Raw genomic sequence first — 22,917 nt, forward strand, 5'->3', positions numbered from 1 at the left:
GGCTCGCTCATGATTCGAATTGGTCGAACGTGCGCTGCAGTTCGCGGTTGCGCGCGACGCGCCGGTCGATCGCGGGGCCGAGGCGGTCGACCACGGCCGTGATCAGCAGGTTGAACAGGCAGGTGAGCGGCGCGAGCGAATCCCAGAACTGGCCGACGTCGGTCTTCACCTGCAGCAGGTCGGCCGGCCATTCGCGCGCCCACGGGCACGACAGATCGGTGACCAGCGCGAACGGCTGGCCGCGCTCGGCGGCCGCCTGGCAATAGCGGCGCGCGCTGCGCGAATACGCGCGCGTATCGGTGACGACGCAGTACGGCCGCTCGAATTCGGAGTTCAGCGAATCGACGTACGAGCCCGACTGGCCGTCGGAATAGAACACGCGCGGGCGCAGGTATTCGAGGTAGCTGCTGAATGCGTTGCTGATGCCGCGCGTCGACTGGATACCGAGGATGAACACGGCGTCGGCATGTGCGATCCGGTCGGCCACCTGCGCGAACACCGGGCTTTCGGCGAGGCGGTACACGTGGCGGATCGCGTCGAGCTCGCGCTCGAGCGACGACGCGAGCGTGCCGTCGCTGCCGTTGCTGTCGCGCTCGCCGGTGGTCGTTTGCGTGGCGGCGACGCGGCGGTACTCGTCGAGGCGGTCGGTGATCATCCACGGGCGGTCGCTGCCGCCGCGCAGTTCGCGTTTCAGGTCGTCGAGATTCCGGTAACCGACGCTGCGCAGGAAACGCCCGACCGAAATGCCGCTGGTGCCGGTCTGCTGCGCGATCTGGTCGGCCGTTTCGAGCCCGAGCCGATCGAGGTTCGCGAGCATGTAGCTCGCGATGCGCTTGGCCGTCGGTGTCAGCTCGGCAAAGCGGGATTCGACGGTATGGGCGAATGCACAGGTCATGGGTCTGTTAGATCGTTGTCATTGAACGATTCAATGTCATCTATCTAACAAAGCCAAAATCAATCACGCCAGCGGATAAAAACTATGACTTGGCAGTGTGTGATAGGAGCGAGGCACGTGCGCGCCACGACCGGGCAGCAAGGAACCGTAACGTGGAAATATTCCTGTGAGAAATATTGCACGTTTATTCCTATCAGAGATAATTTGCGTTTATGCCTGTCAGAGATATACTGCATGGATTGCATCCAGGACACTCGCCGTGAATTTCATCGTCAATACCCCCGCTCAACTGGGCGAAATCCTGTCGTCCGCGCGTCAGGCGAAGGGGCTGACGCAAGCTGAGGCGGCGGCGCGCATCGGCGTCGGCCAGTCGCGCCTGTCGTCGCTCGAGACCACGCGTACCGAAAGCCTGTCGCTCAGCCAATTGCTCGAATTGACCGCGCTGTACGGTCTCGATCTCTGCATCCGCACGAAGGACGGGCGCGGCGCTGCCGACGTCGAGTGGTAAGCGATGGGGCGCAAATCGCACACCCGCGCGCTGTCGATCTGGGCCAACGGTCAGCGGGTCGGGACGTGGCGGATTCCCGCGCGCGGCGACATGGAGCTGCTGTACGACGCCGGCTGGAAACAGTCGGATGCCGGCCGCCCGCTGTCGCTGTCGCTGCCGTTCGGCGTCGGCCCTGCGCCGTTGCGCGGCGAGCGCGTGAACCACTACTTCGACAATCTGCTGCCCGACAGCGACGCGATTCGGCGCCGGCTTGCGTCCCGGTTCGGCACGGCGACGATCGAGCCGTTCGATCTGCTCGCCGCGCTCGGCCGGGACTGTGTCGGCGCGGTGCAGTTGCTCGGCGAGGATGAAACCCCGACCGGCCATGACCGGATCGACGGTACGCCGTTGTCCGACGACGAGGTGGCGCGCGTGCTCGATCAGGCGAGCGGGGCGGCGGGCGGTGCGCAGGACGACGACGACTTCCGCCTGTCGCTGGCCGGCGCGCAGGAAAAGACCGCGCTGCTGTTTCACGACGGGCGATGGATGCGTCCGCATGGCGCGACGCCGACCACGCATATCCTCAAGTTGCCGCTCGGGCTGGTCGGCAACAAGCGTGCGGATCTGACGACATCCGTCGAAAACGAGTGGCTGTGCCTCGCGATCCTGCGCGCGTTCGGCCTGCCGACGGCGGCTGCCGACATCCTGCGTTTCGGCGAACACAAGGTGCTGTCGGTCGCGCGCTTCGATCGTGCGCTGCATCGTGACGGCGGATGGCTGTTGCGCTTGCCGCAAGAGGATTTTTGCCAGGCGCTCGGTGTGCCGCCGCATCTGAAATACGAATCGCAGGGCGGCCCCGGCGTGCCCGATCTGGCCGGCATCCTGCGCCGGTCGGAAACGGCGCAGGCCGACCTCGACACGCTGTTCACCGCGTTGGTGGTGTTCTGGATGCTCGCCGCGCCGGACGGGCATGCGAAGAACTTCAGTCTGCGCCTGCTGCCGGGCGGCCGCTTCCGTCTGACGCCGCTCTACGACGTGATGTCGATCTGGCCGGTCGAGGGAGATGGCGCGAACCAGTGGTCGTGGCACAAGGCGAAGCTCGCGATGGCCGTGCACGGCAAGCGCAAGCACTATGCGATGCGCGATATCACGCGCCGGCACTTTACTGCGATGGCTGAATATTGCCTGCTTGGCGATATCGCTACGCCGATCGTCGAACGACTCATCGCAATGACGCCGCACGTGATCGAATCGGTCGGCGCGGCGCTGCCGGCAGGGTTTCCGGCGAGGATCGCCGAACGCATTCTCGGCGGATTGCGCTTCGCCGCGCAACGACTTGCCGACATGCCGCGAGAGTGACCCGGTCCCGGTCTCGGCCGGGCAGGTGAAAGCCGGCGCATCCGCATTTTCCCGTTCCGGTTTGCGCGCCAGGAAACCCGAATCAATGGCATTGGGCCGCCATCGTGCGGTGCGCCTATCGATCTCTTCTCGTCGCCATTCATCCCTCCCGCTGCATCGCAATCATTACAAAATTAAAGCCGATCAGATTAACTCATGAATCAAGGTTAATAATTCATTTAATTTTTCGTGGAAATTGGATTTAACTTGCGTCACGGGATGTTTGATTTTCGATAATTCGAAAAACGGCAAGTGTTCCGTAATGGAAATTCTCTCGATTGCAGGAATGAAGAGGAAATCATGACGAATCTTTCTCGACGCAAGATGCTGGCGGGCACGGCCGGCGCCATCGCTGCCGCGGGCATCGCGGTATCGGCCAAGGCCGCCTCGTTCGGTAATCCGGACCGCCCGCCGGAAGGCGCGGTGAATGCGCGCAACCGCCAGAGCCTGACCGACCCGGGGCCTAAAAATCCGGCCATCGCCAATCAATTTCCGTCTTTTCAGGATCCGCCGGCCACCGATATCAACGGGATGCCGTTATTCTGGGCGTCTTTCAATAATGCCCATAAACGGATTCAGAATGGCGGGTGGGCGCGCGAAGTCACGCAGGACGATTTCGCGATTTCCGAAACCATTTCCGGCGTCAACATGCGGCTGACGCGCGGCGGCATTCGCGAGATGCACTGGCACCAGCAGGCCGAGTGGGCCATCATGCTCGACGGTCGCTGCCGGATCACGGTGCTCGACGAACTCGGGCGGCCGTCGGTGCAGGACGTCAAGACCGGCGATCTCTGGTATTTCCCGCCCGGCCTGCCGCATTCGCTGCAGGGCCTCGGCAGCGACGGCGCCGAATTCCTGCTCGCATTCGATAACGGCCGCGCATCGGAATTCAACACGCTGTTGCTGACCGACTGGATCGCGCATACGCCGCCCGACGTGCTCGCGCTCAACTTCGGCGTGCCGGCCGACGCGTTCAGGAACGTGCCGCTCGACAACCTGTGGATCTTCCAGGGCGACGAACCGGGCCCGCTCGCGGACGCGCAGCGCGCGTCGGCCGCGTCGGCCGGTGCGCCGCCGCATCCGTTCGTCTTTTCGCTCGGCGACATGAAGCCGGTCAGGAAGACGCGCGGCGGCGAGGTGCGGATCGCGGACAGCACCAACTTCAACGTGTCGACGACCGTCGCGGCGGCGCTCGTCACCGTGCATCCGGGCGGCATGCGCGAGCTGCACTGGCACCCGAACGCCGACGAATGGCAGTACTACCTGCAAGGCGACGCGCGGATGACGGTGTTCGATACGGGGCCGAAGGCGCAGACGGCCGATTTCCGCGCGGGCGACGTCGGCTATGTGAAGAAGAGCCTCGGGCACTACGTGCAGAACACCGGCCAGACCGACCTCGTGTTCCTCGAGATCTTCAAGACCGACCGCTATGCGGAGGTGTCGTTGTCCGACTGGCTCGCGCATACGCCGCCGAAGCTCGTCGAAGCGCACCTGAACGTCGCGCCGGACGTGATTGCGCAGTTTCCGCGCAATCGTCCCGACGTCGTGCCGCTGTAACGCCGCCATCGTCCTGCCATGGCCGGCACGCGGCAGGCCGGCCACGGCACGTGCGCCCGAATCAGCCTTTCTCATTCGAACGGAAACTCCACCATGATTCCCGTCCCGAGCAAACCTGCCGGCGGCTTCGCGCTGCCGGGCCTGTCCACGGAGCACACCGAGCACACCGAAGGCGCGGCGCGGGCCGCGCTGGAAGGGCGCCGCACCGGCGTCGCCGCGTGGCTGCCGTTCGTCGGCCCGGCCGTGATCGCGTCGATCGGCTACATGGACCCCGGCAACTTCGCGACCAACATCCAGGCCGGCGCCGCGTACGGCTACCGGCTGCTGTGGGTCGTGCTGGCCGCGAACGCGATCGCAATGCTGTTCCAGGCGATGTCGGCGAAGCTCGGCATCGTGACCGGCCGCAATCTCGCCGAACTGTGCCGCGACCGCTTCCCCGCGCCGGTCGTGTGGGGCATGTGGATTGCATCCGAGATCGCCGCGATGGCGACCGACCTCGCCGAATTCCTCGGCGGCGCGCTCGCGTTCGGACTGTTGTGCCATCTGTCGCTGTTCGCGGGGATGATCGCGACCGCGTTCGCGACCTGCGCGATCCTCGCGCTCGAAAAGCGCGGCTTCCGGCCGCTCGAAGCGGCGATCGCGGCGCTGGTCGGCGTGATCGGCGCGTGCTATCTCGGCGAACTGCTGATCGCGCCGCAGGACTGGCGTGCGGCCGCGTTCCATCTGGTGGTTCCGCAGATTCCGGATCATGCGGCGCTGACGATCGCAGTCGGGATCATCGGTGCGACGATCATGCCGCACACGCTGTACCTGCATTCGGGCCTCACGCAGGATCGCACCGCGCCGCGCGACGACGCGCAGCGGCGGCGGCTCGTGCGTTTCTCGAACCGCGAGGTCGTGATCGCGCTCGGGCTCGCCGGTTTCGTGAATCTCGCGATGGTGATGATGGCGTCGTCGGCGTTTCACGTGGCCGCGCCGGGCATGACCGACATCGGCGACGCCTATCACACGCTGATCCCGGTGCTCGGGCCGGCGGCCGGCGCGCTGTTTCTCGTCGCGCTGCTGACCTCGGGCGTGTCGAGCTCGGTGGTCGGCACGATGGCCGGGCAGGTCGTGATGCAGGGCTTCATCCACCGCCGCATGTCGATCTGGGTGCGGCGCGCGGTGACGATCGCGCCCGCGTTCGTGGTGGTCGCGCTCGGCTGCGACGTCACGCGGGCGATGGTGGCGAGCCAGGTCGTGCTGAGCTTCGTGCTGCCGATGCCGATGATCGCGCTGCTGATGCTGTCGGCGCGCGCGGACGTGATGGGCGCTTATGCAATGCGGATGCCGCTGCGGATCGTCGCCGGCGCGGCGACGGTCGTGATTGTCGGGCTGAATGCGTACCTGGTATGGGCGGCGTTCAATTGAACGGGGGCGGGCCGGCGCTTACTGCTGCATGTCCGGCGCTTCGCGCAGCCGCCAGATCGCGTTGCACTGCTGGCCGCCGAGGCTCGTCGCGCGCAGCGTGATGACGGCGCCGGCTGCCACCTGGTACCAGAAATGCGCCATCAGTTCGGTGCCTTTGCGCTGCGCGTGGCCGTCGACGAGCACCTCGCACAGTAGCGGCGACGGCGAGCCGGACGGGTGCGTGACATAGACGTTCAGCCGTGCGATGTCGCGGGTCGCGGTGAACACGATTTCGTGGTTGCCGCTGCCGACGAGCATCGTGCCGCCCGGTTCGTCGATCGCCTGCAGGTAGGCGCCCGCGCTTGCCTCGATCGCCGCGGACGCAACGGTCAGCCCGGCCGACTGCACGTATTCCGCCGCCGCGATGCGTGCAGCGAGCGCATCGGACGGCGCCGGCGTGCCGTCCGACAGCGCGAACGGCCGGCCGTCGCGCAACGCGGCGTCGGCGTGGTTCGCGTAGTAGCGCCACCGGTCGAGGAAGCGGATGTCGCCGGTCATGTGCAGCGCGCGGATCGGCTCGCCGTGATACCTGAGCGTCGTCTTGCCGCTGCCCGCATCGAACGATTCGTGAATGCCGTACTTGCTGACGAAGTTATGGACCGGGTCGAGCAGCGCCGTTTCGCCTTGCGCGCTCCACAGATGCAGGAACGTCGTATCGATGCCGAAGCATTCCTGGAAATCGGTGCCGATGCGGGCGATGCAGTCGCGCAGGTGGTCGGCATAACGCGCCCATGCGTCGGCGGTCCCGGCGACGAGGCCGGCCTGCAGCGCACCGCCGTGGCGTGCGTTGACTTCGTCGACGACGAGGCGCCAGTGATGGTCGCGCCGCTCGCCGATCAGCGGCGTGACGACGAACGTGCAGAACAGCGGGTCGGGGCACACGTGGAGCCGGTCGTCGCCGATCTGCGAGAACAGGTCGAACGGCGGCGCGCAGAACCAGATGTCCGCGTCGTACAGCGCGAGCTTGCGGATCTGCGGATGGCGCGCGCAATACCCGGCGGCCTCGATGAAGCGGCCGACCGGCAGCGCGTAGGCGCCCGACGCGTCGATCACGTCGACCGACTGGCTCGCGAGGATTTGCCGCTTGCGGTCGGACAGCCCGTAGCCGATCACCGCGATCCGCCCGTCGTAGCCGGCGTGCCGCAGCGACAGCAGGAACGGCACGAGCATTTCGTACCACGCGCGGTTATTGTCGTTGATCGCCACGCAGACTGCGTGCTCGCTCGAATGCATGTTCTCGTCCCGTTACGTGTGCCCGGCGCGGTATCCGCGCGATGCCGGTCATTGTAGATCGCCGCCGCACGGCTCGGCGCAGGCCCGGCGCCGGCACGGCGGCCCGCGGCGATTACCTGCGCGGCGGCGTGGCCGCGCAGGCGGGCGGCCGCGATTACTTCGCGAGCGTGCGGTATGACACGAGGTCGTTGATCGGTCCGATTTCAGGTCCGGTCGCGCCGGGGCGCGTGGCGACCTGCACGACCTTCTCGAACATGATGATGAACGGCGAGTTCGCGAGCACGGCTTTCTGCAGCGCTTCGTAACGCTGCGCGCGCTTCGCGGGCGACGGCTCGACGAGCGCGGCCTCGGTGTCCTTCGTCAGTTGCGGGATGTCCCAGCTGTTGCGCCACGCGAGCATCTTGGTCGGTGACTGGTCCGAGTTGTCCGGATTCCACGCGAAACCGCGCGCGTTGCTGTTCGGGTCCATGTAGTCGGGCGACCATTCGCCGACGAAGATGTCGTGCTGGCGCGCGCGGTACTTGCCGATCGCCTGCTTCGCGTCGCCGGGGATCAGCTTCACGCGGATGCCGCCCTGCGCGAAGTTCGCCTGCAGCGCCTGCGCGATCTCGAGGTACGGATAGTCGTTCGGCATGTCCATCGTCACGTCGAAACCGTTCGGCAAGCCGGCCTTCGCGAGCAGCGCCTTCGCCTTCGCGACGTCCTGCTTGTACGGCCGCGCGTTCAGCGTGCCGAGGAAGCCTTCGGGCAGGAAGCTCTGATGCACCTTGTACGTCGTGCTGACGATGTTGCGCTGGATACCGTCGTAATCGACGAGCCACTTCATCGCCTGCTGCACCTCGGGCTTCGCGAGGTTCGGGTTCTTCGTGTTCAGGCTCAGGTACAGCAGCGCCGACACCGGCCACGACGCGACCTTGATCTTGCCGGCCTTCGACAGCGCGGCGAGGCTGTCGGGGCTCAGGTTGCGCGCGGCGTCGGCGTCGCCGTTCTCCAGCAGCAGCCGTTGCGCGGACGCTTCGGGCACGTGGCGCAGCACGACGCGCTTCATCGGGTACGGCGTGCGGTATTTGTCGAAGCGCTGCAGCACGATGGTCTCGTTCGGCGTCCACTTGACGAGCTGGTACGGGCCCGAACCCGCGTCGTTGGTGCGCAGCCAGCCGCTGCCGAAATCGTTGCCTTGCTGGTGCGACAGCAGCAGTTTCTTGTCGAAGACCGAGGCCGGACACGCGCTCAGCACGTTGAGCACGAAGCTCGGCGCGTACTTGCGGTCGGTTTCGAGCACGACGGTTTGCGGATCGACCACGCGCACCTTCTGCGTCACGTTCGCCTTCGTCAGGCCGAGATCGGCGAGCACGCCGGCCGGCCCTTTGTCGAGCAGGATGGTGCGCTGCAGCGACCACGCGACGTCGTCGGCGGTGAGCGGGTTGCCGGAGTGGAACGTGAGGCCCGGGCGCAGCTTGAACGTGTAGGTCACGCCGTCGGCGCCGACCGTCCACGATTGCGCGATCTGTCCGTCGAAGCGCGTCGGGTCCTTCAGGTCGACGCGCACCAGCCGTTCGTAGGTGTTCGCGACGTATTCGGACGGCACCAGCTCGTAGATCCCGCTCGGGTCGAGGGTCGTGAATTCGCCGAGTTGCGTGGCGACGACGAAGATGCCGGGCGGCGTGGCAGCCTGCGCCGGCAGCGCCGGAACAAGCGCGACGAGCGCGGCGCTGACGAACAGCCGGGACAGCAGGTGCTTCATGCGGGCTCCATGGAAAAGGAATCGTGGTGCGATTCTCTCATCGACGGGCACCCGGATGAAAATATTCGGCAGGCGCGCCGGTTGGCGCGCAGCGGCGGCGGGCCGGGCGGGCGCCCGGCGCCGGAATGCGTCAGATCGCGCAGCGCGCGACCGCGAAGCGCATCGCTTCCTCGGCCGGTTCGTTGCCCGAGCCGCGCACGACCTTGATCACCGAGCCGTTGCCCGACGGCGTCAGCGTGACGAAGTACGAATTCGAGCCGACGGAGATATCGGTCACGCCGTTGTGCTGCGATTGTTCGGTGCCCGACAGGCGGCTGTCGAGGCAGTTCGCGACCGCGTAGGCGGGACGTTGCGACGACACGTAGATCATCGGCGCGGCGCCCGAGCCGGCCGAATCGGACGAGGGCGCGGAACCGCAGGCGGCGAGCAGGGCGGCGGGAAGGAGCAGCAGGAATCGTTTCATGGTGGTCGTCGGGTGTCTCGTATCGAGGCTGGGGCGCGGGGTGGCGAAACGCGAAGCTTCGCGACGAAACCGCCCGGAATCGGGCCGTTTTTGACGGACGGCGATGCAACAGGCGGCTGACGACGGAGTATACCGGCAGCATTTGACGCCGTTGGCGCGTTGAAACGATTCGATACAACAAGCGCCCGCTGCCGGACGAGCGCTTGCTTCGGTTGTCGTCGTGACCGCCGGATCGCCCGGTCGTCGTGCTGCCGGCGCGGGCCAGCCGCCGCCGCGCATGCGGATCAATGCGCGCCGGCCGCCGCCGCATCGGCCTCGCCGCCGCCCGAGCGCGCCGGTTTTGTGATCCAGATGAGCGGGATGATCGCGATGAAGATGATCGCCGACACGTAGAAGATGTCGTTCAATCCCATCACGGCCGCTTGCGAATCGACCGACGCATTGAAGAACGCGAGCGCCGAATCGGGGCTCAGGTGCATCAGCGAACGGGTCGTGTCGAGCTGCTGCGTGAAGACCGGATTGGTGACGCTCGCCTGTTCGGTAAGCCGCACGTGGTGCAGGATCGTGCGGTCGTTCCACGCATTGCTGATCAGCGACGTCCCCACCGCGCCGCAGAACGTGCGGCCGAAATTCGACAGGCCGGCCGCGGCCGGAATCTTTTCCGGCGGCAACCCGGACAGGATGATCGACGTCAGCGGCACGAAGAACATCGCCATCGGAATGCCTTGCAACAGCGTCGGCAGCACGAGATCCCAGTGCGACACGTCGGTGTAGAACGTCGTGCGCATCGTGAACACGACCGCGAAGCCGACGAACGCGAGCGTCGCGAGATAGCGCGGATCGGTGCGCGACAACAGGCGCCCCATGACCGGCGTGAGCAGGATCGCGAACACCCCGAGCGGCGCGGTGGCGAGCCCCGAATCGACCGCGCGGTAGCCGAGATAGCCCTGCATCCATTGCGGCAGCAGCACGAGCGTGCCGAAGAACATCCCGTACGCGACGGAAATCGCGATCGTGCCGCCCGCGAAGTTGCGCTGCGTGAAGAGCCGCAGGTCGACGATCGGGTTGGCTTCGTTCAGCTCCCATATGAGGAAGAACGCGAAACCGATCAGCGCGACGATGCCCAGTGCGACGATCACAGGCGAGTTGAACCAGTCGAGATCCTTGCCCTTGTCGAGCATGATCTGCAGCGACGCGACCCACAGCACGAGCAGGAGCAGGCCGACCGTATCGATCGGCATGCGGCGCGTGGCCGATTCGCGATCGCGGAACACGAACCACGTGACGGCCGCCGCGAAGAAACCGACCGGAATGTTGATGTAGAAGATCCACGACCAGTTGTAGTCGTAGGTGATCCAGCCGCCGAGCGACGGCCCGGCGATCGGCCCGACGAGCGCCGTCATCGACCACAGCGCGAGCGCCGCCGACGACTTCTGCCGTGGCCACGCGCCGAGCAGCAGCGCCTGCGACAACGGCGCGAGCGGCCCCGCGACCGCGCCTTGCAGGATCCGCGCGGCCAGCAGCGTCGGCAGGTTCGGCGCGATCCCGCACAGCCACGACGCGAACACGAACAGCAGGATCGACGTGACGAACAGGCGAACCTGGCCGAAGCGCTGCGTGAGCCAGCCGGTCAGCGGAATCGACACCGCGTTCGCCGCCGCGAAGATCGTGATCACCCACGTGCCTTCGTCGACCGACACGCCGAGGTCGCCCGAGATCGTCGGGATCGCGACGTTCGCGATCGACGAGTCGAGCACGTTCATGAACATGGCGAGCGATACCGCGATCGAGCCGATCGCGAGCTTGCCGCCCGACAGCGGCGCCTGGGGTGACGGAGATGACATGGTGTTCCTGCGTGATGAAGGAGAGGCCGCGGGGCGCACGCGCCGGCAGCCGCGCACGCGCGTGCGACGCCTGCGCGGGCGGGCCGCGAAGCGGACAGACACGCACCGCGCGCGAGCGGCCCAGCAAACGAGGGGCCGCTCGCGCACAGCGTGCGGTTCAGGCGTTCAATCGGATCGGCGAAGCCGTGACGGGCTTCGGCAAGCAGGCAGGCCGGTCAGGAAGGCGCGACGCGCGTGACGCGTCGGCGGGCAGCGCTCGCGTGGCTGCTGTAGCGTGCGTGGTCTTTTTTCATCGTCACAGGCTAACGATGCGGCGAACGGCGATCAACGCTTGCGCGCTCATTAATTCCTTTCCTGCGCCGCAATAATGCAGTCGACGTGCATCGATTGCAGGCCTACGGCGCGGTCCGCCACGCGGTGAAGATCTCGGTCAGGAACTCGACGAATGCGCGCACCTTGCTGTCGAGCGTCGCGCGCTTCGGGTAGAGCGCGTGCAGCTCGACGTCGTCGGTGCGATGCCAGTCGGGCAGCACGATTTCGAGTTCGTTGCTCTCGAGCCGCCGGGTGGTGAAGTGGGTCGAAATCAGCGCGATGCCGCCGCCGCTCGCGGCCTGGCGCAGCACCGTGAGCGATTCGTTCGAGATCAGCACGGGCCGAACCGGCACGTCGGCGACGTCGCCGGCCGCGTTGGTGAGGCGCAGCGTCAGGCCGGGCGTGTCGCGGCCGACGAACAGGATGTCGTGATCGGCGAGATCCTGCGGCGTGTGCGGCCGGCCGGCGCGGTCGAGATAGCGCGGGCTGGCCGCGAACTTCGCGTGCGACCAGCCGAGCGAACGCGCGACATAGCCGGAATCGGTCAGCACGCCGGCGCGCAGCGCGACGTCGAAGCCGTGTTCGACGAGGTCGAGCGCGCTGTTGTCGTAGATCAGCACGAGCTGGACCAGCGGGTAGCGCCGGCGAAACTCGGCGAGCGCCGGTTCCAGTTCGAACAGGCCGATCGCGTAGGGCACCAGCACGCGCAGCGTGCCTTCGGGTTCCGTGCGCAGCGCGCGCACCTGACGGTCCGCGTCGAGCAGGATCTCCTCGGCGCGCAGGCAACGTTCGTAATAGTCGCGCCCGGCTTCGGTGACGGACACGCGGCGCGTCGTGCGGTACAGCAACTGGACGCCGAGATCGTCCTCGAGCTGCCTGATCTTGCGGCTCACGCGGCTGAGCGGCATGTCGATTTGCGTGGCGGCGGCGGTGAAGCTGCCGCGTTCCACCACGCGCAAGAATATCCGGATGCTCTCGAGGTCCATGCGATTCGTTTCGGTAGTCGGCATGCGCGCATCTTACCGTCGCGGGCCGGATCACTGCAGGTCGAGCCGATTATCCCGCTCGGCGCAATAACGCATTCCGCCGCTGCCCCGTAGTGGCGGCCGGCACGCGACCGTATGCTCGCCGGATGAAATTCGCATTCCCCAGCATGCCGCCGCTCGCGGCCGTCCGGGCCGCGCTGCGCGACGCGCGCCCGACGTTGCCGCCCGGCGCGCTTGCATTCGCACTCCGCAATACTGCCGCGTCGCTGCTCGCGCTCTATATCGCGTTCCGGATGAATCTCGACGATCCGATGTGGGCGGCCTCGACCGTGTGGATCGTCGCGCAGGGCAGTCGCGGGATGGGGCTGTCGAAGAGTCAGTACCGGATTCTCGGTACCGCGATCGGTGCGGCCGTCGCGCTCGCGCTGACCGGCGCGTTCGCGCAGACACCCGAACTGTTCCTGCCGGCGCTTGCCGCGTGGATCGGCCTGTGTGCGGGCGTCGCGACGTTCCAGCGGAATTTTCGCGCGTATGCGGCGGTACTGGCCGGCTATACGGCCGCGATCATCGCGATGGACGCGGTGTCGGCGCCGCTGCAGGCGTTCGACATCGCGGTCGCGCGGTTCCTGTACGTGGTGGTCGGCATCCTGTGCGGCGCGCTGTTCGAAACGGTGTTCGCGCCGGGCGCGCCGCTGAAGGATGTCCGGACGCGGCTCGCGCGCTATCTCGACCGTGCGGTGGCGGTCGGCGCGGGCGCGCTGCGCCGCGAGCCGAACGGCGCGGCCGTGCACCGGCTGTTCGCGGATGCGCTCGAACTCGACACCGCGGCAGAATATGCGGCGGCCGGCGCACCGCCGGTGCGCAACGCGATCGGCCATTTGCGCGCGGCGGCGCTCGGTGTGCTGACTGCGCACGCGGCGGGGCAGGCGATTGGGGAACACGCGGCGCGCGCGGGCGATGCGCCGGACCCGCTGGTCGACGAGGCGGCGCAGGTGCTCGACGGTATCGCCGCATCGGGCGACGCGGGGCACCGGATGGCCGCACTGCGCGCACGCGTGGACGACGCGCTGCGCGCCGAGGCCGCCGCGCCGGCCGCCCCGGACACGTCGCGCCTGCTCACGCTCGACCGGCTGTCGGCGCTGCTCGGCGGGTTCGACCGCGCTTTCGCGAGCCAGGCATTGCTCGACGGGCCGGTGCCTGCACCCACACGCGTGCGCTACGCGTTCCACCGCGATCCGGTGCTCGCGTGCCACAACGGCATCCGCGCGTTCATCGCGGTGCTGGCCGCGTCGGCGATCTGGATCTTCACTGCGTGGCCGGCGGGCGGCGGGTTCGTCGCGATCGCGGCCGTGGTGAGCGCACTGTTCTCGACACGCCCCAATTCGGTGCGTGCGATCGTCGGTTTCTTGAAAGGCACGGCATGTGCGGCGGTCGCGGGCGTCGTCTGCAACTTCATCCTGCTGCCGGCGGTGTCGGGCTTCGAAATGCTCGCCTACATCCTCGGCGTGTTCCTGATCGGCACCGGCCTCGCGATGCGCCATCCGCGCACGGCCTCGATGGGCAGCGCGTTCTCGATCTTCTTCTGGAATTTCACGTCGCCGGACAACACGACGCGCATCGGCGACGCCGCGTTCCTGAATAGCGCGCTCGCGACGCTGCTCGGCATCGCGTTCGGCGCTTTGGTATTCGCGCTGGTGTTTCCCGGCGATCCCGGCACGAGCCGGCGGCGCCTGCATCGCGCGGTGCGCCGCGATCTGGCGGGGATCGCGCGCGATCCGCGGGCGTGGCCCGCGAGCGCGTGGCTGAGCCGCACGGCCGACCGTCTCGCGCGCGAGCTCGGTTTCGCGGGCAGCCTGCCGCAGACATTGATCGAGCGCGACATGCGCGATCTGCTCGCGATCTGGGGACTCGGCGACAGCCTGCTGTCGCTCGCCGAACTGGCCACGCGCGAACCGGCTGCGCGCCGCGCAGCGGCGGTGGTGCGTGGGCGCATCGCGCGAGCCGATTTCGCGCGGCTCGAGCAGGGCTGCGCCGCAGCGGCCCGCCTGTTGCGCCGTCGCGTGGCCGCGCGCGACGGCGACGACGCGCATGCGTTGCTGAACGGCGTGGTCCTGCTGCGGCGGATCGCGGACGCGGCCGCCGAGCATGGCGACTTCCTGCGCGGCCGCCGCGATTGAGCGTGCGGCGGGTCAGGTGAGGCGGTAGGACGGGCCGGGCGTCACCTCGGCCGGCAGCGGCTCGCGGTTCAGTTCGAGCAGCGTGCGCTCGATCTGCCGCGTCATCGCATCGAGGGCGAGATGGTTCGGCCCGTCGCCGAACGGCTCGGCGATCGCATGCGCGATCGCGTCGAGCGCGATCAGCGTATAGGCGACGAAAACCGTGACGAAGGGTGTCGCTGCGCCGATCGAATCGACGAGACCGAACGGCAGCAGCACGCAATATGCGTAGATGGTCCGGTGCAGCAGCACGTCGTATGAAAACGGAATCGGCGTCGACGCGATGCGTTCGCAGCCGCTCACCATCGCGACGAGCTCGTCGAGGCGCGCATCGAGCATCCACAGCCGCGTGTCGGCGAGATGGCCTGCATCGGCGCGCGCGGCGAACGCTTCGCGCAGTGCGTGCACGATGACGACCGGGCGAAACCGGGAAGCGGCGACGCGCGCATGGGTCGCGCCGTCGAGCAGCCCGCGCAGGTCCGCGGCCGGATCGGTGCCGCGCAGTTGGTGCTTGAGCGCGTAGACGAACGCGACGACCGTGCGCACGAACGCGCGGCGCGATGCGTCGTCACGGTCGACCGCGCCGTAGCAGAGCGCCTGCGACACCAGCGTGCGCGTGGCGGTCAGCACGCCGCCCCACAGCTGCCGGCCCTCGCGATAGCGTTCGTAGCTGGCGTTGTTGCGAAACCCCGCGAAGATCGCGAGCGTGAGGCCGATCAGCGTGAACGGCGTCGGGTTCAGCGGCACCTTCTCGCCGAGCACGCGGCCGCCGCCCCACACCGCGACGAGGCTGATCGCGAGCGTCAGCACGAGCTGCGGCAGGATGGTCGGCAGCACCGAGCCGTTCCAGACGAGCAGCATCCGCAGCCAGTGCTCGCGCGGACGAACGATCATCGTCGTGCTCCGTCAGGCGGCGGCCGACACCGGCGCGGCCGCGCGATGCAGCAGCACGGGCACCGACTTCGACGTCGGCGTGTTGCACACGTCGCCGACGCTGTCGAGCGGCACGAGCGGGTTGGTTTCCGGGTAGTACGCGCCGATGCAGCCGCGCGGGATGTCGTACTCGACGAGCAGGAAGCCGTCCGCGCGCCGCTCGATGCCGTCGTGCCACACGGTTTCCATGTCGACCCATTCGCCGGCCGCAAGGCCCAGCATCGCGAGATCGTCGCGGTTGACGAACACCACGCGGCGCTGGCCGAACACGCCGCGATAGCGGTCGTCGAGCCCGTAGACGGTCGTGTTGTACTGGTCGTGCGAGCGCGTCGTCATCAGCGTCATCAGCCGTTCGCCGTGCAGCGCGCGGGCGCGCTGGATCGGCGTGTCGGTCGGCAACGCATGCGCGATGAAGTTCGCCTTGCCCGTCGGCGTGAGCCACTCGCGGTCGCGCGAGGCCACGCGCAGATGAAAGCCGCCCGGCCGCGCGATGCGCGTGTTGTAGTCGTAGAAACCGTCGAGCGTCGCCTCGATCGCATCGCGGATCTTCGCGTAGTCGTCCTTGTACGCGAGCCAGTCGATCTTGCCGCTGCCGAACAGCGCGTGCGCCATGTGCGCGACGATCGCCGGCTCCGACATCAGGTTCGGCGACGCCGGCTTGTTCATCCCGTACGACACGTGGACCATGCTCATCGAATCCTCGACCGTCACGCCTTGCGCGACGTTGTCCTGCAGGTCGATCTCGGTGCGGCCGAGCGTCGGCAGGATCAGCGCGTCGCGGCCGTGGATCAGGTGGCTGCGGTTCAGCTTCGTCGTGATGTGCACCGAGAGGTCGCAGCGGCGCATGCCTTCCCACGTGCGCGGCGTGTCGGGCGTCGCCATCGCGAAGTTGCCGCCGAGACCGATCAGCACCTTCACATGGCCTTCGAGCATCCCTTCGATCGTTTCGACGACGTCGTAGCCGTGATGGCGCGGCGGTTCGAAATCGAACACGTGGCCGAGCCGGTCGAGGAACGCCTGCGACGGCTTTTCCTCGATGCCGACCGTGCGGTTGCCCTGCACGTTCGAGTGGCCGCGCACCGGGCACAGGCCGGCGCCGGGGCGGCCGATGTTGCCGCGCATCAGCATCAGGTTCGTCAGCATCTGCACCGTTGCGACCGAATGCTTGTGCTGCGTGATGCCCATGCCCCACGTCGCGATCACGCGTTCGCTGCGCGCATAGAGGTGCGCGAGCGCGTCGATCTGCTCGTACGGCACGCCGCTTTCGGCCGTCAGCGCGGACCAGCTTTCGGCGCGCAGATCGTCGGCGAACGCGTCGAAGCCGGCCGTGTGCTCGCCGATGAACGCGGTGTCGAGCACGCGCGGCGTACCGGCGGCGCGCGCGGCGTCGTCGAGTTCGAGCACGCGCTTGGCCATCCCCTTGATCAGCGCGAAATCGCCGCCGATCGTCGGCTGGATGAACGTCGATGCGATCTTCGTGCCCGACATCGTCAGCATCTCGAGCGGGCTTTGCGGATCGGCGAAGCGCTCGAGCCCGCGTTCCTTCAGCGGGTTGATCGACACGATCGTCGCGCCGCGCTTCGCGCACTCGCGCAGCTCGCCCATCATCCGCGGGTGGTTGGTCGCGGGGTTCTGGCCGAAGATCAGCAGCGTGTCCGCGTGCTCGAAATCGTCGAGTGTGACGGTGCCCTTGCCGACGCCGACCGACGCCGGCAGCCCGCGGCTCGTCGCTTCGTGGCACATGTTCGAGCAGTCGGGGAAGTTGTTGGTGCCGTACAGGCGCACCAGCAACTGGTACAGGAACGCGGCCTCGTTGCTCGCGCGGCCGGACGTGTAGAACGCGGCCTGGTTCGGGTCGGGCAGTGCGCGCAGGTGCCGCGCGATCAGCGCGAACGCGTCGTCCCACGCGATCGGCACGTAGCGGTCGGTCCGCGCGTCGTACACCATCGGGTCGGTGAGCCGGCCGTGCTGTTCGAGCTCGAAATCCGACTGTTCGAGCAGTTCGGTCACCGTGTGCGCGGCGAAGAATTCGGGCGTCACGCGCTTGCTCGTCGCTTCCGCGGCCACGGCCTTCACGCCGTTCTCGCAGAATTCGAACGTCGACGCGTGCTGGCGGTCGGGCCATGCGCAGCCCGGGCAGTCGAAGCCGTCCGGCTGGTTCTGGCGCAGCAGCGTACGGTAGTTGCCGCCGGCGACCTTTTCCTTGATCAGGTTGATCGTGACGGCTTTCAGCGCGCCCCAGCCGGCGGCCGGGTGGGTATACGGTTCGATGCGCGCGGTGGCGGATTTCTTTTTCATGATGCGGGTGTCGGGGTCGATGCGTGCAGAGTACGCGCGGCACCCATCGCGCTGTGTGTACACCTGTTCACTTCAAAAAAGAGTACAGTTTCGACCATTCATACCGTGCGGATCGCAACTGTGTTGCTGAAGGGAAGTTGAAAGGGAGGCGCGTGAAGCGTTACGAACAACTGGCCGACGATCTCCAGGCGCAGATCGAGCGGGGCGTGTACCGGCCGGGCGAGCGGATTCCGTCGGTGCGGCAGGCGAGCCGGCAACAGCAGCTCAGCGTCACGACCGTGCTGCGCGCGTATCTCGTGCTGGAAAGCCGCGGCCTGATCGAAAGCCGGCCGCAGTCGGGCTACTTCGCGCGGGCGCGTGCGGCGGCGCCGGCCGAGGCCGAGCTGCATATTTCCGCGCCGGCTGCCGAGCCGTCGGCGGTGGACGTGAGCCGGCTCGTGCTGTCGACGCTGCGCTCGATCGCGCGCGACGACGCGGTGCCGCTCGGCTCGCCGTATCCCGATGCGTCGCAGTTTCCGGTGCAGCGGCTTGCGCGCTATGCGCAGACGATCGGGCGGCGGCGCACGCGCTGGGGCGTGATCGACGACCTGCCGCCCGGCAACCAGGAACTGATTCGCCAGATCGCGCGGCGCTATGCGGAGCGCGGGGTCGCGGTCGAGCCCGGCGAGATCGTGATGACGATCGGCGCGACCGAGGCGATCAACCTGTGCCTGCAGGCCGTCGCGAAGCCGGGCGACACGATCGCGGTGGAGTCGCCGACGTTCTACGCGATGCTCCACGCGATCGAGCGGATGGGCATGCGTGCGCTGGAAGTCGCGACGCACCCGGGCGACGGCATCGATCTCGACGCGCTCGAGCGGATCCTCGCGCGCGAGCGCATCGCCGCATGCATGGTGATGCCGAATTTCCAGAATCCGCTCGGTTTCCAGATGCCCGATGCGCGCAAGCGCGCGCTGGTCGAACTGCTCGCGAAGCACGGCGTGCCGGCGATCGAGAGCGACGTCTATCACGAGCTGCACTTCGGCGACACGGCGCCGAGCGCGCTGAAGTCGTTCGATCGCCAGGGGCTGGTGCTGCATTGCGCGTCGTTCACGAAGAGCCTGTCGCCGCGCTACCGGATCGGCTGGGCGATGCCGGGCCGTTACCGCGACCAGGTCGAGAAGCTGAAATTCCTGAACACGCTCGCGACGCCCGCGATCGAGCAACTCGCGATCGCCGAATACCTGAAATACGACGGCTACGATTTTCACCTGCGGCGCATGCGCAAGCTGTATGCGCAGCAGGCGAGCCTGATGAGTGCGATGGTGCGGCGTTTCTTCCCGGAAGGCACGCGGCTGTCGCAGCCGCAGGGCGGGTATGTGCTGTGGGTCGAGCTGCCGCCGCGGGTCGATGCGATGAAGCTGTATACGCTGGCGCTCGCGCAGCGGATCACGGTCGGGCCCGGGCACATGTTCTCGGCCGGTACCGATTACCGGCATTTCATCCGGCTCAACTACAGCTACCCGTGGTCGCGGCAGATCGAGGACGCGCTGAAGGTGTTGGGGCGGCTCGCGTCGGAGTGTGCGGCGCGATGAGCGCTGCCGCCCGGCGGCACGGCAGGCGGCGGCCGGCCGCCGTGGCCGGTATCAGGCCGCGCGCGGCGCGTGCAGCCCGGCTTGCGCGGCGTCGACCATCTGCCGCATGTCGAAGCCAGACGGATGCTGGTACACGCGCAGCCCGAACTCCGGCAGCACCGCGATCAGGTGATCGAACAGGTCGGCCTGGATGGTCTCGTAGTCGACCCACGTCGTCGTATCGGTGAAGCAGTACAGTTCGAGCGGAATGCCCTCGGCCGTGAGCGGCAGTTGTCGCGCCATGTTCGTCATGTCGCCGCGGATGCGCGGATGGCCCTTCAGGTAGTTCGCGACGTACGCGCGGAACGTGCCGAGATTCGTCAACTGGCGGCGGTTCGCCGGGCAGTCGCCGGCCGCGCCGAGCGTGCCGTTCCATTGCTCGATCGCGTCGACCTTGTCCTCGAGATAGTCCTTCAGCAGCGTCAGGCGTTCGAGCCGTTCGATCTCGTCGTTCGTGAGAAAGCGCACGCTCGTCGCATCGACGAACAGCGCGCGCTTGATGCGGCGGCCGCCCGCTTCGGTCATTCCGCGCCAGTTCTGGTAGCTCTCGGTGATCAGCTTCCACGTCGGCACCGTGATGATCGTGTGATCGAAGTTCGCGACCTTGACCGTGTTCAGCGTGATGTCGATGACCGTGCCGTCCGCGCCGGCCGACGGCATCGTGATCCAGTCGCCGATCCGCAGCATGTCGTTCGACGACAGCTGCACGCCCGCGACGAGGCCGAGCAGCGTGTCCTTGAAGATCAGCATCAGTACCGCCGACATCGCACCGATGCCGGACAGCAGCAGGCCGATCTGCTTGCCGGTTGCGTCGCCGATCACGACGAGTGCGGCCGTGATGAACATCACGAGCTTGACGAGCTGCATCGCGCCTTTCAGCGACAGGCGCGGCTGGTCGCGCTGGGTGGTGCGGTGCGTGTGTTCGAGTGCGGACAGCGTCGCGCTGATGGTCATCGTCACGAGGAACACGATCAGCGCGAACAGCACCTTGTCGACGACCTGCGCGGCCACAGTCGGGATGCCGGGCACCGCGCCGAGCCCGAGCTTGATCACGACGAACGGGACGATGCGGTTCAGCCATTTGAACGCGCCGAATTCGAACAGCGCGTCGTCGACGCGCGTGGCGGACAGCCGCGCGAGACGCGCGACCACGCGAAACAGCAGGAAGTGGACGACGGCGGTGATCGCGCCGGCGGCGGCGAGCAGGACGAGGATGCCGACGAGCGGCGTCAACCAGGATTCGTTCAGGGTCATAGGGGCAGACAGGGGCCTTCTCGTGCGTTGAATCGGCGCCGCGATGCGGCGCGCGCCCGGTGAAGGGCACATGAAAGGGACCGTGATTGTGCCATCGGGTTCCGGAGGCGTGCCGTGAAGGCGGGTCGATCGGCTCCCGAATCGGCTCACCTTTGTGCAGGTGTCCTCTGCATCGAGGTGAGGGCGGGCGGCGAATTCGCATCACCGCAAGCCGGCGCGCGAGCCGGTTGCCGGATGCGGCGTACGCCGGGACGCGATGCGCCCGAAGCCATGACGGCAGGCCTTCGCGTTTAGATGCGCGCAATCGGCGATCCATGCAATCATGCGGACGTCGCAGGCGTCGTCGGTGTGCCGCGCGCGTCGGCGTGCGGCCCGTCCGGCGACGGTGAGCGACACGCGACATCGTCGCGCACCCGTTCGTGGCCCCGTCATTTCGACCTCACGCATTTCACGCATGCAAGATTCCAACGAAAGCCGTCCGTCACGCGTGCGGCTGCTGCAAGGTATCCTCCCGATCCGCCGCGCGGGCGCCATCCGCGACATCTTCGCGGGCATTTCGCTCGCGTCGATGGACATCCCGCAGGTGCTCGGCTACGCACGCATCGCCGGCATGCCGGCCGTCACGGGGCTCTACACGGTGTTCCTGCCGCTCGTTGCGTTCGCATGCTTCGGTGCGTCGCGCCATCTCGTGGTCGCCGCCGATTCGGCGACCGCGACGATTTTCGCGAGCCGGCTGTCGTCGATGGCGCCGGCCGGCAGCGCCGACTATGCGGCGCTGGCCGGCATGGTCGCGTTGCTGACCGCCGCGATGCTGCTGCTCGCGCGGATCTTCAAGCTCGGTTTTCTCGCCGATTTCCTGTCGCGCACGGTGCTGGTCGGCTTCCTCGCCGGCGTCGGCGTGCAGGTGTCGATCGCGATGCTCGGCGACATGCTCGGCCTGTCCGTGCCGTACCCGGCGTCGCGCAGCCTCGCACAACTCGACTATGTCGTCACGCACCTGGTTCACGCGCACCGGCCGACGCTCGCGCTCGCGGCGCTCGTCGTCGTCGCGATTCTCGCGTGCAAGCGGTTCCTGCCGCGCGTGCCGATGCCGATGATCGCGGTCGCGGGCAGCATCGCCGCGAGCGGTGCATTCGGCTTCGCCGCGCACGGCATCGCGGTGCTCGGGCCCGTGGCGGGCGGGCTGCCGCCGCTGCGCTGGCCCGCCGTCACGTGGCAGCAGTTCCTCGATCTCGTGCCGGTCGCCGCTTCGTGCTTCGTGATGATCATCGCGCAGAGCGCGGCCGCCGCGCGCGTGTTCGCGCAGCAGTACGGCGAGGACGTCGACACCAATGCCGACATCCTCGGCCTCGCGGCCGCGAACGCGGCGGCGGCGCTCGGCGGGGCGTTCGTCGTCAACGGCAGCCCGACGCAGACGGCGATGGCCGACGGCGCGGGCGTACGCAGCCAGGTCGGGCATCTCGCGTTCGCTGCTGTCGTCGCCGTCGTGCTGCTGTTCTTCAGCCCGACCCTGCAGTATCTGCCGCATGCGGTGCTGGCCGGCATCGTGTTCACGATCGCGCTCGGGCTGATCAACGTGCGCAGCCTCGCGGCGATCCGCCGGGAAAGCCCCGGCGAATTCACGCTCGCGCTGATCACGGCTGCGGCGGTCGTAACGATCGGCGTCGAGCAGGGCATCCTGCTGGCCGTCGCGCTGTCGCTGATGCGGCACGTGCGCCACAGCTACCAGCCGCACACGATGGTGCTCGAACCCGTCGCCGGCAACGGACGGTGGCAGCCGGTGCCCACGCGGCGCGGCGCGATGACGGCGCCCGGGTTGATCGTCTATCGGTTCGGCTCCGACCTGTTCTTCGCGAACGATCACCTGTTCGCTGCCGAAGTGACCGCGCTCGTCGACGCGGCGCCGGTGCCGCCGCGCTGGTTCGTCGTCGATGCGGGCGCGATCACCGATGTCGATTATTCGGCCGCGCGGACCTTGGCCGATCTCGTCAGGGCGCTGCATGCGCGCGGGATCGGCGTGCTGTTCGGGCGCGTGAATCGCTATCTGCGCGCGGACATGGATCGTCACGGGATCACCGAGGTGGTCGGCGCGCCGTGCATCTTCGCCACGCTGCATCAAGCGCTGGAGGCAGCGGGCACGACGCCCGCGCCGCAGGAGCCGGGCACGGTGTAGCGCCTGTTCGCGTTGATAACGCACGTTCCCCTGTTTGGAAAAATGCATTCGTGGGGCCAGCG

Annotated in this window: 16 protein-coding genes; 7 read left to right on the plus strand and 9 right to left on the minus strand. The window is 67.7% G+C overall.

Going from position 1 to position 22,917, the window contains the following annotated elements; all coding sequences use genetic code 11:
• Positions 1-7: 7 nt before the first annotated feature.
• Positions 8-895, minus strand: a complete 888-nt coding sequence (locus HWX03_RS33575) for a MurR/RpiR family transcriptional regulator (protein ID WP_175821605.1) — start codon at positions 893-895, stop codon at positions 8-10.
• Positions 896-1,154: 259 nt separating this feature from the next.
• Here HWX03_RS33575 and HWX03_RS33580 point away from each other — a divergent pair, with 259 nt between their 5' ends.
• The 4 genes from HWX03_RS33580 (at position 1,155) to HWX03_RS33595 (ending at position 5,747) form a co-directional block, all read left to right on the plus strand.
• Positions 1,155-1,403: a helix-turn-helix transcriptional regulator gene (locus tag HWX03_RS33580; protein WP_174430212.1), complete on the plus strand. Its 249-nt coding sequence runs from the start codon at positions 1,155-1,157 to the stop codon at positions 1,401-1,403.
• A gap of 3 nt (positions 1,404-1,406) precedes the next feature.
• Entirely contained in the window at positions 1,407-2,741 is a 1,335-nt protein-coding gene (locus tag HWX03_RS33585) for a type II toxin-antitoxin system HipA family toxin (protein ID WP_175874233.1), read from the plus strand.
• Between the two features lie 339 nt (positions 2,742-3,080).
• Positions 3,081-4,337 (plus strand): oxalate decarboxylase family bicupin, encoded by a 1,257-nt coding sequence (locus tag HWX03_RS33590; RefSeq protein ID WP_175822105.1) that lies wholly within the window; start codon positions 3,081-3,083, stop codon positions 4,335-4,337.
• A 93-nt stretch (positions 4,338-4,430) separates the two neighbouring features.
• Complete coding sequence (locus HWX03_RS33595) at positions 4,431-5,747, plus strand: Nramp family divalent metal transporter (protein WP_175874234.1); 1,317 nt, start codon at positions 4,431-4,433, stop codon at positions 5,745-5,747.
• 18 nt (positions 5,748-5,765) lie between these two features.
• Here HWX03_RS33595 and HWX03_RS33600 read toward each other — a convergent pair whose 3' ends face one another.
• From HWX03_RS33600 to HWX03_RS33620, 5 genes are all read right to left on the minus strand, one after another.
• Positions 5,766-7,019: a hypothetical protein gene (locus HWX03_RS33600; protein ID WP_175874235.1), complete on the minus strand. Its 1,254-nt coding sequence runs from the start codon at positions 7,017-7,019 to the stop codon at positions 5,766-5,768.
• A 154-nt stretch (positions 7,020-7,173) separates the two neighbouring features.
• The gene (locus HWX03_RS33605; RefSeq protein ID WP_175874236.1) at positions 7,174-8,763 is read right to left on the minus strand and encodes an ABC transporter substrate-binding protein; all 1,590 of its coding nucleotides are present in this window, start codon (positions 8,761-8,763) and stop codon (positions 7,174-7,176) included.
• Between the two features lie 130 nt (positions 8,764-8,893).
• Positions 8,894-9,226 carry a sugar ABC transporter ATPase gene (locus tag HWX03_RS33610; protein ID WP_175874237.1) on the minus strand — a complete coding sequence of 111 codons (333 nt, stop codon included), beginning with the start codon at positions 9,224-9,226 and terminating at the stop codon, positions 8,894-8,896.
• A gap of 284 nt (positions 9,227-9,510) precedes the next feature.
• Positions 9,511-11,070, minus strand: coding sequence for a DHA2 family efflux MFS transporter permease subunit (locus HWX03_RS33615; RefSeq protein WP_175874238.1), 1,560 nt, complete (start codon positions 11,068-11,070; stop codon positions 9,511-9,513).
• Between the two features lie 395 nt (positions 11,071-11,465).
• Positions 11,466-12,368 (minus strand): LysR family transcriptional regulator, encoded by a 903-nt coding sequence (locus HWX03_RS33620; RefSeq protein ID WP_175822104.1) that lies wholly within the window; start codon positions 12,366-12,368, stop codon positions 11,466-11,468.
• 146 nt (positions 12,369-12,514) lie between these two features.
• Between HWX03_RS33620 and HWX03_RS33625 the strand changes: the two genes are divergently transcribed.
• Positions 12,515-14,545: an FUSC family protein gene (locus HWX03_RS33625; protein WP_175874239.1), complete on the plus strand. Its 2,031-nt coding sequence runs from the start codon at positions 12,515-12,517 to the stop codon at positions 14,543-14,545.
• 12 nt (positions 14,546-14,557) lie between these two features.
• On the opposite strand, the gene HWX03_RS33630 is transcribed toward HWX03_RS33625, so the two are convergent.
• Positions 14,558-15,478, minus strand: a complete 921-nt coding sequence (locus HWX03_RS33630; RefSeq protein WP_175821597.1) for a bestrophin family ion channel — start codon at positions 15,476-15,478, stop codon at positions 14,558-14,560.
• 12 nt (positions 15,479-15,490) lie between these two features.
• Positions 15,491-17,815: an FdhF/YdeP family oxidoreductase gene (locus HWX03_RS33635; RefSeq protein WP_175874240.1), complete on the minus strand. Its 2,325-nt coding sequence runs from the start codon at positions 17,813-17,815 to the stop codon at positions 15,491-15,493.
• Positions 17,816-17,967: 152 nt separating this feature from the next.
• On the opposite strand from HWX03_RS33635, the gene HWX03_RS33640 reads away from it, so the two are divergent.
• Complete coding sequence (locus HWX03_RS33640; RefSeq protein ID WP_175874241.1) at positions 17,968-19,389, plus strand: PLP-dependent aminotransferase family protein; 1,422 nt, start codon at positions 17,968-17,970, stop codon at positions 19,387-19,389.
• A 51-nt stretch (positions 19,390-19,440) separates the two neighbouring features.
• Here the strand turns inward: HWX03_RS33640 and HWX03_RS33645 are convergent, their stop codons facing one another.
• Positions 19,441-20,682 carry a mechanosensitive ion channel family protein gene (locus HWX03_RS33645; protein WP_175874242.1) on the minus strand — a complete coding sequence of 414 codons (1,242 nt, stop codon included), beginning with the start codon at positions 20,680-20,682 and terminating at the stop codon, positions 19,441-19,443.
• 454 nt (positions 20,683-21,136) lie between these two features.
• On the opposite strand from HWX03_RS33645, the gene HWX03_RS33650 reads away from it, so the two are divergent.
• On the plus strand, positions 21,137-22,855 hold the full coding sequence (locus HWX03_RS33650; RefSeq protein WP_175874243.1) for a SulP family inorganic anion transporter: 1,719 nt from the start codon (positions 21,137-21,139) through the stop codon (positions 22,853-22,855).
• The last annotated feature ends 62 nt before the right edge of the window (positions 22,856-22,917 follow it).

Origin of the sequence: Burkholderia sp. BCC0397 (genome assembly GCF_902832865.1) — a bacterium.
In the GTDB taxonomy this organism is placed as follows: domain Bacteria; phylum Pseudomonadota; class Gammaproteobacteria; order Burkholderiales; family Burkholderiaceae; genus Burkholderia.

What these genes read in the sequence shown, in the direction of transcription:
- HWX03_RS33575 (WP_175821605.1), bottom strand. Translation starts at nt 895, where the DNA reads ATGACCTGTGCATTCGCCCATACCGTCGAATCCCGCTTTGCCGAGCTG.
- HWX03_RS33585 (WP_175874233.1), top strand. Translation starts at nt 1,407, where the DNA reads ATGGGGCGCAAATCGCACACCCGCGCGCTGTCGATCTGGGCCAACGGT.
- HWX03_RS33590 (WP_175822105.1), top strand. Translation starts at nt 3,081, where the DNA reads ATGACGAATCTTTCTCGACGCAAGATGCTGGCGGGCACGGCCGGCGCC.
- HWX03_RS33595 (WP_175874234.1), top strand. Translation starts at nt 4,431, where the DNA reads ATGATTCCCGTCCCGAGCAAACCTGCCGGCGGCTTCGCGCTGCCGGGC.
- HWX03_RS33600 (WP_175874235.1), bottom strand. Translation starts at nt 7,019, where the DNA reads ATGCATTCGAGCGAGCACGCAGTCTGCGTGGCGATCAACGACAATAAC.
- HWX03_RS33605 (WP_175874236.1), bottom strand. Translation starts at nt 8,763, where the DNA reads ATGAAGCACCTGCTGTCCCGGCTGTTCGTCAGCGCCGCGCTCGTCGCG.
- HWX03_RS33610 (WP_175874237.1), bottom strand. Translation starts at nt 9,226, where the DNA reads ATGAAACGATTCCTGCTGCTCCTTCCCGCCGCCCTGCTCGCCGCCTGC.
- HWX03_RS33615 (WP_175874238.1), bottom strand. Translation starts at nt 11,070, where the DNA reads ATGTCATCTCCGTCACCCCAGGCGCCGCTGTCGGGCGGCAAGCTCGCG.
- HWX03_RS33620 (WP_175822104.1), bottom strand. Translation starts at nt 12,368, where the DNA reads ATGGACCTCGAGAGCATCCGGATATTCTTGCGCGTGGTGGAACGCGGC.
- HWX03_RS33625 (WP_175874239.1), top strand. Translation starts at nt 12,515, where the DNA reads ATGAAATTCGCATTCCCCAGCATGCCGCCGCTCGCGGCCGTCCGGGCC.
- HWX03_RS33630 (WP_175821597.1), bottom strand. Translation starts at nt 15,478, where the DNA reads ATGATCGTTCGTCCGCGCGAGCACTGGCTGCGGATGCTGCTCGTCTGG.
- HWX03_RS33635 (WP_175874240.1), bottom strand. Translation starts at nt 17,815, where the DNA reads ATGAAAAAGAAATCCGCCACCGCGCGCATCGAACCGTATACCCACCCG.
- HWX03_RS33645 (WP_175874242.1), bottom strand. Translation starts at nt 20,682, where the DNA reads ATGACCCTGAACGAATCCTGGTTGACGCCGCTCGTCGGCATCCTCGTC.
- HWX03_RS33650 (WP_175874243.1), top strand. Translation starts at nt 21,137, where the DNA reads ATGCAAGATTCCAACGAAAGCCGTCCGTCACGCGTGCGGCTGCTGCAA.